The following is a 12,158-nucleotide window of genomic DNA, read 5'->3' on the forward strand; positions in this document are numbered from 1 at the left end:
CCCTCCAAGTCTAGGGCGATCGCGCGAAGTCGTCGTGCTGTACGAATTCCAGGGCCCGTCCTATCGCGACTCTCTTATATCGTAGCTGCTCCGATCGCGACAGTGATGTCGCGTATTGCACAAGCGCATACTCCTTCGGTGCCAGATCGAAATGGGAGCAAGGTCACAACCTTCGTTGCAGCTGTCGATTTGAACTTCTCTTTTCCTGCCTGCACTAAAACAAGGTGGTCCTGCGGCCGTCCGGACGATCACCGACGAGTTCCTATTTGTCGATTGCAGGTCGAAGAGAATGTTCCACAAAACCGGTCCGGGCAAGGTTGACGTCGATCTGGATTTTTCGGGAGTGGGGGTTTTGCACGCGCGGCTTTGGAATTTCGATTTCGATGACTTTGCCGGCTACCAGTTTCGGGGCTTGAAGACAGAGCACTTCGAATTTCTGAAGAACAAGGTGGTTCCCCTGGTGGAGCACGACGCTGGTCAGATCTGGATGACGGGATCCGCGAGCCGGATCGGTACGGCTGATTGGAATATGACGACATCAGCCAACCGCGTCATTACGGTCGCGCGGTCTCTGTCAGAGATGGGCATCCGCCCGGAGCAAATGCAGACGCACGCCATCGGCAATACGCAGACGGCAAATCACAGGCTGGACGAAGACAACGATAGATCAGTGGTCCTTTGGGTTCTGCCTAAGGTCTATTTCGAACCGATCATAAAGCCAGACTTGCCCCGACCCGTTCCGCCGAAGCCAAAGGTCAGTCGAAATTCCAAGATAGCCATGCTGCTTGAGGTCGACGGTTCGATCTCGTTTGCAGCGAGAGCGGCCATCAAGCGCATCGTGAAGGGCAGGGCCGGAGCCGGGATTGCGTTTGCCAGCGCGTTGTTCTCCATATGGGACACGGAAAACAATTTGAAGTGCACCTACGTCTATGCCGCGGTCGGCCTAGGCTTCGGCTTGACCCTTCCGAAGACCGGCGGCAGATCGGGGACTCTGCATGGCCCCTGGAATTCGTTTACGACCGAAAAGCCCATCTCCTGTTCGCAGTTCGGCAAGTCAATGCGCTTTACGACTATCGGGATAGGGGACTTAAGCAAGAACTGGATCTTGCTGGAAACGCCCAGAGGAGTGAAGGACGTCTACTTGAGCATCAGCACGGGCACGACCATCGGCGGCGGCGCGTCGACCTACCCAGCCCATTTGAGCGCTTTCGTCCCGCTGGAGCGACCGAAGCCGTTTGGCGGGCCTTGAGTGAATCGGCTCATCATAACCTTTAGCCGGCGTCGGCGAGGGGAGCTCCGGGTTGACCCGCCGTAGTGATCTCAATGGGTCAAAAAACGCCGAAAATGTCAGAATAGCCTTTGAAGACACTACAGTATTTCGAGACTTCCAAGCTGAATACGAGGGTTCGATTCCCTTCACCCGCTCCATCCCAACAATTGATGCATCTTGATTGACCGACTTTGACCGTCAAGTCGGTCCCGGTGACGGCTGGAGCTTGGAGCGGGCGGCCTTGCGATAACCGGGTGCGTTTCGGGTCGGCAGAGCGGCTCTATTCCCGTTTGCTGTCCTTCTCCTCGCGCTGCTTCCGGGCACGATCGACTGCGCCGCCCTGGGGCTGCCCGCTGACCTTCACGCCGGGGAGATGATCGACCTTGTTGTTGGCGGTATCTTCGGCACGCTGCAATTCACGATCGATGATGTCGCGTGATCCTTCGGCCGGGTCCTTGTCGAATGGGCTCTTGGTATCGGTGCTCATGATTGATCCTGCTCGTCGGCGCGCGTTGATTTGCCGAGGCAAGCTCGGCTCGGGCCCATCGTTCCTGTCGAGGCGGCAGCTTTTGTGCAGGCTCTTTACTCCCTGTGGTCGCGGATTTCGGGGGCGACCTGTCCGTAGTTCAGCAGGGCCACGAGGGTCGTTCCGCCCAGAATATTGCCGAGGAGTGTCGGTACGAAGAAGTCCGAGGCATATTGCGAGAGCGACGCCAGGCCGCTCTGCACCAGGAAGGCGCACTCGACCGAGCCCGCGATGATGTGCGCGAACTGGCCGAGCGCGACCACATAGGTCATCACGACGACGAGGTGCGGGCGCGATCCCTTCACGGCAGGCAGTAGCCACGCCATCAAGGCGATCAGCCAGCCGGCAAAGATCGCCCGGACAAGGGTCGTCGCGAACGTACCCTCGATGGTGTGGCGGCTGAGATCGACGAAGGCGCCCACGATGCGGGGTTCGAAGATGCTGGTGTGCGCGAGCACGGATCCAACGGCCCAGGTTCCTGCGATGTTGGAGGCGAGGACCAGGCCCCAAAGCTTGATCACGCTCCCAAGCGTGCCGAGATCCCTGTTGTGCAACAGCGGCAGCATCGGCGTCAGGGTGTTCTCGGTGAAGAGCTGCTGCCGTCCCAGCACCACGACCAGGAAACCGACCGTGTAGCCGAGCGGAGCCACCAGCCGTCGGGTGGCCTCATCGGAAATCAGCGCGTGAAACTCGCCCTGGACAATCAGGGACAATCCCATCGAAAGGCCGGCGGCGAGGCCGGACAGCACGATGGCCCACCATCGCCGTTCCAGTTCCTGCTCACCCTCGGCGCGGATTGTCTCATGGATCAGCGCTGCGCTAGGCCGGCTCTGGGATTCGATCTGTTTCGTCTGGCGCCGCGAGACGCCGTCGAGCTTTGAGGCTGGATTGAAGGAGGCGCCGTCGCCAGGCTGGTCCACTCCGCGGTCTCCTGAAGGGCAGGTTCATCTCAATGCCGGGATCAAGGCTCGGAGCGGCAAGGGGTTCCTGGTAAGTGCTCGCACGCCGCAGCATTGTTGAGGCACAGCGGCGCCGTGGTCGACCATCAGGAACCTTCGTGGAAAGCGGGTGTTTTCTACCGGGGCGGGGTGGCGATCTGACGAGAGGCCAACCGTGCAAGACAATTTGCGTGTGCGCTCGACCGCGCAGATCGCGGGCCATCCGATTCATCCGATGCTGGTGCCGATACCGATCGCTTGTTTCATCGGAGCGCTGTTGACCGATATTACCTATGTCGTCAGTGCCGAGATCATGTGGGCGGATTTTTCCGCCTGGCTTCTGGTCGTCGGCGTCATCTTCGGCGTACTGGCGGCGATCGCGGGCCTGACCGATTTTCTCGGCAACCGTCTGGTGCGGGCGCAACCGCCGGCCTGGCCGCATCTGATCGGCAACGCGGTGGCGTTGGTCCTGGCGATCGTCAATGCGTTGATCCATACGCGCGATGCCTGGACCTCGGTGTGGCCGACCGGGCTCATTCTTTCAGCCATCACCGTATTGATCCTGCCGGTCACCGGCTGGCTCGGCTGGGCGATGGTGTATCGCCACGGTGTAGGAGTTGCGCGATGAACTCCGCAATCGTTCGGGTGCTGTTGTGTGCCTCGCTGCTGTGTCTCGCCGGCTGCAATGACGGCAGTGGCGATCCGAAGGCGCAAACCGGCGCCAACCCGACGCTGCCCGACATCCAGCAATACCTGCTGCCGCCGATGCACATCGCCCGTATCGTCGGCTGGAAAAAGGACGAGACCCCGGCCGTCGCGCAGGGCTTGCAGGCCAAGGCCTTCGCGACCGGCTTGCAGCACCCCCGATTCCTCTACGTGCTGCCCAACGGCGACGTGCTGGTGGTGGAATCCAAGGCGCCGAAGGGCGCTCCGATCAAGCGGCCCAAGGAAATCGTGATGGGATACATCGAGTCCTGGGCGACATCAGGCGGCGACACCGGCGCGAGCAACCGCATCACGCTGCTGCGCGACAGCAACGGCGACGGCGTGCCGGACGTGCAGAGCGTCTTCCTCGACCATCTCAACTCGCCGTTCGGCGTCGCGCTGGTCGGCAACGATCTCTATGTCGCCAACACCGATGCGATCGTCAGATATCCCTACACGGAGGGTGATACGAAGATCACCGCGCCGGGCACGGTGCTGACGCCGCTGCCGGGCGGACCGATCGATCATCACTGGACCAAGAGCCTGGTCGCGAGCCCCGACGGTTCAAAGCTTTATGCCGGCGTCGGCTCCAACAGCAACATCACCGAGAACGGCATGGAGGCCGAGCACAATCGCGCCGCGATCCTCGAGATCGACCGTGCCAGCGGCCGCTGGCGCATCTTCGCGAGCGGCTTGCGCAATCCGAACGGCCTCAGCTTCGAGCCGCAGACCGGGACGCTGTGGACGGTGGTGAACGAGCGCGACGAACTCGGTCCCGATCTCGTGCCGGACTACATGACGTCGGTGAGGGACGGCGGCTTCTATGGCTGGCCCTACAGCTATTACGGCCAGCACGTCGATCCTCGCGTCAAGCCGGAGCGTCCTGATCTCGTCGCCAAGGCGATCGTGCCTGACTATGCGCTGAGCTCGCATGTCGCGCCGCTCGGCATGGCCTTCAACACGAGCGCGAGTTTGCCGGCGGCCTATCGCGGCGGCGCCTTCGTCGGCGAGCACGGCAGTTGGAACAGGCAGGTCTTGAACGGCTACAGGGTGGTGTTCGTGCCGTTCACGGATGGCAGGCCGAGCGGCCCGCCGCAGGACGTCGTCACCGGCTTCCTCAACAGCGACAACCAGGCGCGCGGGCGGCCCGTCGGCGTCGCCATCGACAAGACCGGCGCGCTGCTGGTCGCCGATGACAGCGGCAACACGGTGTGGCGGGTGACGGCGGCGCACCCGCAGCTCACGCAGCGATAGATAGATCTCGAGGAGTTACACCATGGGCCTTGCTCAATACACGATCGTGCCGGTGCAGGACGAATGGGGCGTGCTGCACGACGGCGACGTCAAGAACAGATACTCCACCAAGGAAGCGGCCTTCGAATCGGCGGTGGCTGCCGCCTCGCTGGCGCTTCGCGAGGGACACGAAGTCCATGTCAGCGTGCCCGGCCGCGAAGCCGGCGAGAACGCGCTGGGAATTTGATGGGACACTCCGAGCAGAACACACTTCAGGAGGCTGCGATGACCAAGCCCCGTGAACCGAACGGCATTGAACCCTCCCGCTCTGAAGACGACATTCAGCGAGACCAGCTCGGGCCGCGCGGCGTGCCGGGTGCGCCGGATCCGGCCAAGATGACACCCCAACGCGACAAGAAAACGCCGAAGCACGTCGATCCCGGTCACACGGCCTGACGGCTGCCCCGCGGCTTTTCTGTTCGGCCGGTAAGTCGGCGCCCGGCCGTCGACTTACGCCGCCGCAACGATATCCGTCTTGGCAAAGTCGTCGCCGACATAAAGAAGTGCGCAGCCATGCTCCTTGGCGACATCGTAGGCGAAGCAGTCACCAAAGTTGAGACCGGCAGGACGAATGCCTTTGCCCCAACGCGAGTAGATTTGCGCCACGCGTTCGGCCGAAGCTTGGGTCACCGAGATCACGTTCAAACCGAGATCGTTAATCAGCTTGTTCATCTCTTCGTCGACGCCCCGCCGTGCCGCGACGATCAGGCTTTCTGCAACGGAGGCCGCCGAGATCAGGATGTCGTCGGCGGTGTCCAGCGCGGTGATGCAAGCATCGGCTTGCGGTTCGTCGAGCACGATCGCCATCAGTGCGGAGGTATCGACTGCGATCATTCCGGCAGTCCGTCATCGCCGAAAAGAAAGTCCTGACTGCGCGCGGCGCTCGGTCCGGGAATAGCTTTGGCCCCGCCGGTCCTTCGCGCTGCCTCAAGCGCGGTCCGGCGGGTGGCGCGGTCCGGCGAAAGCTTGACCGGGACGAGCCGTACCGCGGGATGCCCATGTCGCGTCAGGATCACCTCGTCGCCGGCCTCTGCGCGGCGGACAAGATCGGTCAATTGTCCTTTTGCGTCGGTAACGGAGACCCGCATCTCATTGTCCTTCCTCAGTTTTCATAAAATGGACCATGCAATGGTCCAATGTCAACCACCTCCCACCCCACCATCGCCGGACGCGATCTCGCGATTGATCTCGGCATGAGCCTGCCGGCGGTGTTCGCCGGAACGTGGGCTCTCCGTACAAAATAACATCATGTTAGGTTTGTCGAATAACTGGGTAATTGTGTTAGCCCGGCGAAAGCTTATCGTCGCCACCAAGCAGACACCCATCGGCAATGACAAGCGCTCGCGAAACTCCGCAGAGCGGCCGGAGAGTGCTGCCCAATTTTGAGCGAAGCCCGTCAACGGGACGTCAGCAAAACCCAAGGGAGGAATCTTGAGATGACCGCGATCCATCAGATGAGTCAGTCCAGGAAAGCCGCTGCCAGCGGCTGGATCGGGTCGGCTCTCGAATATTATGACTTCTTCATCTACGCGACCGCCGCGTCACTGATTTTCCCGCAAATCTTCTTCCCGTCGGAGAATCCCACCGTCGCGATCGTCGCCTCGTTGGCGACCTATGGCGTCGGGTATGTGGCCCGGCCGATTGGCGCGTTCGTCCTCGGGCACTGGGGCGACACCCATGGCCGCAAGACGGTTCTCATCATCTGCATGTTCCTGATGGGCATCTCGACGATGGCCGTGGGTATCCTGCCGACCTACCAGCAGGTTGGCATCCTGGCGCCAATTCTGCTCGTCATTCTGCGCCTCGTGCAGGGATTTGCCGTTGCCGGCGAAATCTCAGGCGCAAGCTCGATGATCCTGGAGCACGCGCCGTTCGGCCGGCGGGGCTTCTATGCCAGCTTCGCCCTTCAGGGGGTGCAGGCCGGACAGATCCTCGCCGCAGCAATCTTCCTGCCGTTGGCGGCCTATATGCCGACCGAGGCCTTCAACAGCTGGGGCTGGCGGATTCCCTTCCTGCTCAGCTTCTTCGTCATCGTCGCGGGCTACATCATTCGTCGCGAAGTCGACGAGACCCCTGCTTTTGCCCGCGAGGGCGAGCGGGGAGAAACGCCGCGCGCGCCCATCGTCCAGGCGATCAAGCTGAGTTGGCGCGACATGCTCAGGGTCATCTGCATGGCGCTGATGAATGTCATTCCTGTCGTTGCGACCATCTTCGGCGCGGCCTATGCGGTGCAGCCGGCCTACGGCATCGGTTTTGCCAAGGACGTCTATCTCTGGATTCCCGTGCTCGGAAACATGCTGGCCGTGTTCGTCATTCCCTTCGTCGGCAATCTCTCCGACAAGGTCGGCCGCAAGCCCCCGATCATCGTCGGCGCGCTTCTCTCTGGCTTGCTCGCCTTTGGCTACCTCTATGCCATCAGCATCAGGAATGTGCCGCTGGCAATATTGGTGTCGCTGCTGATGTGGGGCGTCGTCTATCAGGGCTACAACGCGATCTTCCCGAGCTTTTACCCGGAGCTGTTTCCGACCCGCACCCGCGTCTCGGCGATGGCGATATCGCAGAACATCGGAACCACCATCACCGCATTGCTGCCCGCCCTGTTTGCGACCGTCGCGCCTCCCGGCTCGACCAACATTCCGTTGACGGTGGGGGCGATTGCCTTCGCTATCACGGTCATCGCCGCGCTGGCCGCCCTGACCGCGCGGGAAACCTATCGGATCAGGATCGACGATCTCGGCAATCCCAATGCGGTTCCAATGCTGCGGGCAGATTATGACCGTCAGCGCGCCGGCGATGCGGTGAGCGGGGCTGCCACGGTTCGGACCTGACGGGTATGGTAGAGGCAACTGCCGCCGCGATCGATGATGTTCGCGGCGGCAGGGCCTCACTGCATAGTCAGGCCGCCGATTCGAATTTGGTGCGCGCGAGCGCAATCAATATGAGGTTGCAAGATGAACCCCGTCGTCATTGCCGTCGCAATCACCGGCTCCGTTCCGCGCAAGAAGGACAATCCCGCGGTCCCGATTCTGCCGTCCGAGCAGATCGAGTCGACGCACCAGGCCTTCGAAGCCGGTGCCACGCTCGCCCATATCCATGTTCGCAACGATGACGAGACGCCGTCCTCCGATCCCGAGCGTTTCGCCCTGGTGCAGGCGGGGATCAAGAAGCACTGTCCTGACATGATCGTTCAGTTCTCGACCGGAGGGCGGGGCCGCGATCCCTCGGCGCGCGGATCGTCGCTCTACCTGAAGCCGGACATGGCCTCGCTCTCCACCGGTTCTGTGAACTTTCCGACCATCGTCTACGAGAACAGCGCCGCGCTGGTCGAGACCCTCGCCACCGGGATGAAGGCGAATGGCATCCGGCCGGAAATCGAGATCTTCGATTTGTCGCATCTGCATGGCGCCCGCCGCCTGATCGAGGCGGGGCTGATCGACCAGCGTCCGCACGTGCAGTTCGTCATGGGCGTCAAGAACGCCATGCCCGCGGACGAGCATGTCCTCGACATCTTGCTGGGAGAGCTCAGGCGGCTGATCCCGAAGGCGACATGGACGGCAGCGGGGATCGGACGCCACCAGGCCGAGGTCATGGGCTGGGCGCTCGCGCGGGGCGCCGATGCGGTCCGCACCGGACTCGAGGACAATATCAGGATCGACAAGGCGCGCCTTGCCGCCAGCAACGCGGAACTCGTGGCCATCGCCGGTGAGGCTGTCGCGCGTCACGGCCGCCGCGTGGCGACTGCGGCCGAGGCGCGATCCCTGCTCGGGCTCCCGGGGCTGGGAGCTCCTGCCGCCACCTGACATGCTCCTGGCCGCCTGCTGCCATTCGACCGCCGGCGTTTCCCTGCGCTGAGTCCGGGGGTAAGACAGATATCACAGGCGTGATCGGCGCCTGCCGGGCAGGCGACGATTGGAATGCGGTTCTTGAAATCTGACAGCAGGCTCATCGGGGTCCTGCTGGTGCTTGCGGTCTCCCAGCTTGTCGGGTGGGGTACGATAGGTCTTCCCGCCATCGTCGGACGCGATCTCGCGGCTGATCTCGGCATGAGCCTGCCGGCGGTGTTCGCGGGGACGTCCGTTCTCTATGTGTCGATGGGGCTGTGCGCGCCCTGGCTCGCCAGGTCGTTTGCGCGGCACGGCGCACGAAAGGTCATGATCTCAGGCACGGTCCTCACCGTGCCGGGCTTCATCCTGCTGTCCCTCGCGCGCGAGCCGATGCTGTATTTCGCGGCCTGGATCGTCCTTGGCATCGCCGGCAGCGCCACGCTTTCGACCGGCGCCTATATCATGCTGAACGAGGTCGCCGGGCGGCAGGCCAAGAATGCCATCGGCGCGCTGATGCTGGTGACGGGCCTGTCGAGCAGCATCTTCTGGCCGACGACGTCGTTCCTCAGCGGTTTGCTCGGCTGGCGCGGGACGTGCCTCGTCTATGCAGCCATGATGGTCGTCATCAACCTTCCGCTCTATGCATTCTTTGCACCGCGCCGGAAAATCGTCGGTGATCGTGGCGGCGAGCCGGTGAAATCTTCGCCGCCGCCTACGATTCCCAGGAGCACCTTCAGCCTCGTCGTTGCCGCGATCACGCTGAATGCCTTCGTCAATTTTGGCATCGGCGCCATCATGATCGAGTTGCTCCGGGCGGAGGGGCTTCCCCCGGCGCAGGCGCTTGCGTTTGGCTCGATGCTGGGCGTGATCCAGGTCAGCGCCCGCGGACTCGATTTTCTCGGCGGAGGGCGGTGGGATGGAATCACGACCGGGCTCGTCGCCGGCACGGCGCTGCCGATCGCCATGCTGCTGCTGATGACGAGCGAGGGCGCGACCTGGGCGGTTGCGGCCTTCATCCTGCTCTACGGCGCCGGCAGCGGCGCGATGGCGGTGGCGCGGGCAACGATCCCGCTCGTGTTCTACGATCAGACCGAGTTCGCCAAGGCGATGTCGATGATCGCGTTGCCGCTCAATCTCGCCTCCGCGGTCTCGCCGCCGCTCCTTGTCGGCCTGCTCACCCAGTTCGGCAGCCGCGGCGCGCTCGGTCTCACCTTCGTCTGCTCCTGCGCCACGGTGCTGATCCTGGTCCTGCTCGGCCGCCGCCGGCCGCAGGTGGCTGCAGCGGCTGCAACCTGAGAATATTCGCCATGCGGAAATTCACCGCGCGGTGACCTGCGCCGGGCGGGCTGGGGGATGGCCGTATGCCCACAGTGCAGTGCTCGGACCGCCAAAATAGTGTATCCGCAGGGAGCGCGTCCCGCGATCTCGCCGCCGCGCCAAGATCCAGTTCCCGGAGGAATTCGACATGTCGGCCCTGCCGCTCTCAGGCATCAAGATCCTTGACCTCACCCGCGTGCTTGCCGGGCCCCTGTCGGCCCAGATGCTGGGCGATTTGGGCGCGGAGGTGATCAAGATCGAGCGGCCGGGCACCGGTGACGACGCGCGCGCCTTCGGCCCGCCTTATCTGACCGACCCCGACGGCAAAGCCAACAACAACAATTCATTCTACCTCTGCGCCAACCGCAACAAGAAGTCGGTCACGGTCAACATCGCCAAGCCCGAGGGGCAGGCGATTATCCGCGAGCTCGCCAAGGATGTCGACGTCTTCATGGAGAACTACAAGGTCGGCGATCTCAAGCGCTACGGCCTCGACTACGAGACCATCAAGGCGATCAATCCCGGCATTATCTACTGCTCGGTGACCGGCTTCGGCCAGACCGGCCCCTATGCGCCGCGCGCCGGCTACGACGCCATCCTGCAGGCGATGGGCGGCCTGATGAGCGTCACCGGCCATATCGACGGCGAGCCCGGCGAGGGCCCGATGAAGGTCGGCCCGTCGATCGTCGACTACATGACCGGCATGAACACCTCGATCGGGATTCTCTCGGCGCTCTATCATCGCGACGCCAATGATGGCGTGGGGCAGCATATCGACGTCTGCCTGTTCGACACCGTCATCGCGTCGTTGTCGCACTGGCTGCAGATCTACCTCGTCAACGGCAAGACGCCGCCGCGCCGCGGCACCTGGGGCAATGGCGGCATGCCGGCCGGCGTGTTCCGCTGCACCGACGGCGAGCTGATGCTGGTGGTCGGCAATGACGGCCAGTTCCAGCGCACCTGCGCCGTGCTCGGCGCGCCCGAACTCGCGAGCGACAAGCGTTTCGTCAGGAACAACGACCGCGTCGTGCACGGCAAGGAGATCATGGCGATCTTCGCCGGCCTGTTCCTGAAGCAGCCGGTGGCCTATTGGCTGGACAGATTGGAGGAGGCCGGCGTGCCCTCCGGCCCGATCAACAATTTCGAGCAGGTGTTTTCCGATCCGCACGTCCAGTCGCGCGGCATGCGGGTGAAGGTCGATCATCCCTTCCAGCCCGATCTCTCGCTGATCCGCAACGCGCTGACGCTCTCGGAAACCCCGATCAAGGATTACCGCGCCCCGCCGCTGCTCGGTGAGCACACCCAGGAGGTGCTCGCCGGCAAGCTCGGCTACGATGCCGGCAAGATCGAGACGCTGAAGCAGCAGGGGATTATCTAGCTTCGGCGGAGCGGCGCGCGCGGTTTGGCCTGATCGCCACTGGATAAAAAGGGACGTCAGCATGACGCTCCTGCGGCCTTGCGCGAACCTTGCGGGCAATCCCCAGATAATTCCGGTCCGTACTCACACAGGCTTCCGCTCCGCGCGCGACTCAGATTCGATCGGTCCACTCAGTCCGGGAGGGAACGCATGTCCTACACGATCGGGTTTCAGGCCAAGAACCAGAAGGCAATTCTGGCGACCGAGGCGGCAACGGCCAACCAGGCCGTCGCGATCATTGCCGCGTTGCGGCAAAGCGCCGACGAAATAAAGTTCATCCGCTCGCCGCAGGAAGGCGACATGGGCATCGAGATGCTGCTGCTGCTCGCCAAGGAAGAGGCCGAGGAGATGCCGCAGCACGCCTAGGCGGCTCGGCGACCAAACTTCGATCAGAAGCGAAGCATGACGGCTGCAACATGCTGTAGCAAGCCGTCATCTCGCTTGGACCGAAGGTGGCCGCCCATGAATCTCGAAATGAAACGCGAAGCGCTCCGCGTCGAACCGATCTCGACTTTCCTCGATCGTCGGCAGGCGCCGGTCTCGCCGGTCACGCGCGCCGGCAACATGATCTTCGTCGCCGGCCTGCCGCCATTCGACCCCGAGACGGGCGAGATCGCGGACGTGCCGATCGAACGGCAGAGCGAGCTGATCATGGAGCAGATGAAGCTGTGCCTTGAGACGGCGGGCGCGAGCCTCGACAACGTCATGAAGTGCAACGTCTACTGCACCTCGACCAAGCACTTCGCCGCGTTCAACAACGTCTATGCGCGCTATTTCCCGCACGATCCGCCGGCGCGGATCTTCGTCTGTACGCCGGAATGGTTCGGCCCCTTCGACGTCGAGATCGACTGCATCGCGATGATGTGAA

At 63.0% G+C, this 12,158-nt stretch carries 15 protein-coding genes; 11 read left to right on the forward strand and 4 right to left on the reverse strand.

Annotation, left to right across the window (positions count from 1 at the left end; all coding sequences use genetic code 11):
* Window positions 1-289: 289 nt before the first annotated feature.
* Window positions 290-1,249: an OmpA family protein gene (locus tag BcanWU425_RS16945; protein ID WP_204511542.1), complete on the forward strand. Its 960-nt coding sequence runs from the start codon at window positions 290-292 to the stop codon at window positions 1,247-1,249.
* 301 nt (window positions 1,250-1,550) lie between these two features.
* On the opposite strand, the gene BcanWU425_RS16950 is transcribed toward BcanWU425_RS16945, so the two are convergent.
* Both BcanWU425_RS16950 and BcanWU425_RS16955 read right to left on the reverse strand, forming a co-directional pair.
* A complete protein-coding gene (locus tag BcanWU425_RS16950) occupies window positions 1,551-1,757 on the reverse strand; it encodes a hypothetical protein (RefSeq protein ID WP_204511541.1) in 207 nt (68 codons plus the stop codon).
* Between the two features lie 95 nt (window positions 1,758-1,852).
* Window positions 1,853-2,716, reverse strand: a complete 864-nt coding sequence (locus BcanWU425_RS16955) for a formate/nitrite transporter family protein (protein ID WP_204511540.1) — start codon at window positions 2,714-2,716, stop codon at window positions 1,853-1,855.
* A gap of 193 nt (window positions 2,717-2,909) precedes the next feature.
* On the opposite strand from BcanWU425_RS16955, the gene BcanWU425_RS16960 reads away from it, so the two are divergent.
* Genes BcanWU425_RS16960 through BcanWU425_RS16975 form a run of 4 tightly spaced genes read left to right on the forward strand, consistent with a single transcriptional unit; the run spans window position 2,910 to window position 5,128 of the window.
* Window positions 2,910-3,362, forward strand: coding sequence for a DUF2231 domain-containing protein (locus tag BcanWU425_RS16960; RefSeq protein WP_018457611.1), 453 nt, complete (start codon window positions 2,910-2,912; stop codon window positions 3,360-3,362).
* Window positions 3,359-4,693, forward strand: coding sequence for a PQQ-dependent sugar dehydrogenase (locus BcanWU425_RS16965; protein ID WP_085351260.1), 1,335 nt, complete (start codon window positions 3,359-3,361; stop codon window positions 4,691-4,693). Before BcanWU425_RS16960 ends, BcanWU425_RS16965 begins: the two co-directional genes overlap by 4 nt.
* A 22-nt stretch (window positions 4,694-4,715) precedes the next feature.
* Entirely contained in the window at window positions 4,716-4,919 is a 204-nt protein-coding gene (locus BcanWU425_RS16970; RefSeq protein WP_007611681.1) for a hypothetical protein, read from the forward strand.
* 38 nt (window positions 4,920-4,957) lie between these two features.
* A complete protein-coding gene (locus BcanWU425_RS16975; RefSeq protein ID WP_166520788.1) occupies window positions 4,958-5,128 on the forward strand; it encodes a hypothetical protein in 171 nt (56 codons plus the stop codon).
* Between the two features lie 54 nt (window positions 5,129-5,182).
* Here BcanWU425_RS16975 and BcanWU425_RS16980 read toward each other — a convergent pair whose 3' ends face one another.
* Together BcanWU425_RS16980 and BcanWU425_RS16985 are read right to left on the reverse strand one after the other, a co-directional pair.
* Entirely contained in the window at window positions 5,183-5,566 is a 384-nt protein-coding gene (locus tag BcanWU425_RS16980; protein WP_018457608.1) for a type II toxin-antitoxin system VapC family toxin, read from the reverse strand.
* Entirely contained in the window at window positions 5,563-5,820 is a 258-nt protein-coding gene (locus BcanWU425_RS16985; protein WP_018457607.1) for a type II toxin-antitoxin system Phd/YefM family antitoxin, read from the reverse strand. The genes BcanWU425_RS16980 and BcanWU425_RS16985 overlap by 4 nt, the downstream gene beginning before the upstream one ends.
* A gap of 348 nt (window positions 5,821-6,168) precedes the next feature.
* Between BcanWU425_RS16985 and BcanWU425_RS16990 the strand changes: the two genes are divergently transcribed.
* The 6 genes from BcanWU425_RS16990 to BcanWU425_RS17015 all read left to right on the forward strand — a co-directional run bounded on the left by BcanWU425_RS16990 (window position 6,169) and on the right by BcanWU425_RS17015 (window position 12,157).
* The gene (locus BcanWU425_RS16990; RefSeq protein WP_085351262.1) at window positions 6,169-7,560 is read left to right on the forward strand and encodes an MFS transporter; all 1,392 of its coding nucleotides are present in this window, start codon (window positions 6,169-6,171) and stop codon (window positions 7,558-7,560) included.
* 123 nt (window positions 7,561-7,683) lie between these two features.
* Window positions 7,684-8,532 (forward strand): BKACE family enzyme, encoded by an 849-nt coding sequence (locus BcanWU425_RS16995; protein WP_204511539.1) that lies wholly within the window; start codon window positions 7,684-7,686, stop codon window positions 8,530-8,532.
* A gap of 114 nt (window positions 8,533-8,646) precedes the next feature.
* Complete coding sequence (locus BcanWU425_RS17000; RefSeq protein WP_085351264.1) at window positions 8,647-9,852, forward strand: MFS transporter; 1,206 nt, start codon at window positions 8,647-8,649, stop codon at window positions 9,850-9,852.
* 169 nt (window positions 9,853-10,021) lie between these two features.
* On the forward strand, window positions 10,022-11,251 hold the full coding sequence (locus tag BcanWU425_RS17005; protein ID WP_018457602.1) for a CaiB/BaiF CoA transferase family protein: 1,230 nt from the start codon (window positions 10,022-10,024) through the stop codon (window positions 11,249-11,251).
* A 189-nt stretch (window positions 11,252-11,440) separates the two neighbouring features.
* A complete protein-coding gene (locus tag BcanWU425_RS17010; protein WP_018457601.1) occupies window positions 11,441-11,656 on the forward strand; it encodes a hypothetical protein in 216 nt (71 codons plus the stop codon).
* Window positions 11,657-11,764: 108 nt separating this feature from the next.
* Window positions 11,765-12,157 carry a RidA family protein gene (locus BcanWU425_RS17015; protein WP_162847229.1) on the forward strand — a complete coding sequence of 131 codons (393 nt, stop codon included), beginning with the start codon at window positions 11,765-11,767 and terminating at the stop codon, window positions 12,155-12,157.
* The last annotated feature ends 1 nt before the right edge of the window (window position 12,158 follow it).

The organism is Bradyrhizobium sp. WU425, from assembly GCF_021052305.1.
GTDB classification, from domain to species: Bacteria; Pseudomonadota; Alphaproteobacteria; order Rhizobiales; family Xanthobacteraceae; genus Bradyrhizobium; species Bradyrhizobium canariense_D.

What these genes read in the sequence shown, in the direction of transcription:
- BcanWU425_RS16975 (WP_166520788.1), top strand. Translation starts at nt 4,958, where the DNA reads ATGACCAAGCCCCGTGAACCGAACGGCATTGAACCCTCCCGCTCTGAA.
- BcanWU425_RS17005 (WP_018457602.1), top strand. Translation starts at nt 10,022, where the DNA reads ATGTCGGCCCTGCCGCTCTCAGGCATCAAGATCCTTGACCTCACCCGC.
- BcanWU425_RS16980 (WP_018457608.1), bottom strand. Translation starts at nt 5,566, where the DNA reads ATGATCGCAGTCGATACCTCCGCACTGATGGCGATCGTGCTCGACGAA.
- BcanWU425_RS16990 (WP_085351262.1), top strand. Translation starts at nt 6,169, where the DNA reads ATGACCGCGATCCATCAGATGAGTCAGTCCAGGAAAGCCGCTGCCAGC.
- BcanWU425_RS17010 (WP_018457601.1), top strand. Translation starts at nt 11,441, where the DNA reads ATGTCCTACACGATCGGGTTTCAGGCCAAGAACCAGAAGGCAATTCTG.
- BcanWU425_RS17000 (WP_085351264.1), top strand. Translation starts at nt 8,647, where the DNA reads ATGCGGTTCTTGAAATCTGACAGCAGGCTCATCGGGGTCCTGCTGGTG.
- BcanWU425_RS17015 (WP_162847229.1), top strand. Translation starts at nt 11,765, where the DNA reads ATGAAACGCGAAGCGCTCCGCGTCGAACCGATCTCGACTTTCCTCGAT.
- BcanWU425_RS16995 (WP_204511539.1), top strand. Translation starts at nt 7,684, where the DNA reads ATGAACCCCGTCGTCATTGCCGTCGCAATCACCGGCTCCGTTCCGCGC.
- BcanWU425_RS16985 (WP_018457607.1), bottom strand. Translation starts at nt 5,820, where the DNA reads ATGCGGGTCTCCGTTACCGACGCAAAAGGACAATTGACCGATCTTGTC.
- BcanWU425_RS16945 (WP_204511542.1), top strand. Translation starts at nt 290, where the DNA reads ATGTTCCACAAAACCGGTCCGGGCAAGGTTGACGTCGATCTGGATTTT.
- BcanWU425_RS16965 (WP_085351260.1), top strand. Translation starts at nt 3,359, where the DNA reads ATGAACTCCGCAATCGTTCGGGTGCTGTTGTGTGCCTCGCTGCTGTGT.
- BcanWU425_RS16970 (WP_007611681.1), top strand. Translation starts at nt 4,716, where the DNA reads ATGGGCCTTGCTCAATACACGATCGTGCCGGTGCAGGACGAATGGGGC.
- BcanWU425_RS16950 (WP_204511541.1), bottom strand. Translation starts at nt 1,757, where the DNA reads ATGAGCACCGATACCAAGAGCCCATTCGACAAGGACCCGGCCGAAGGA.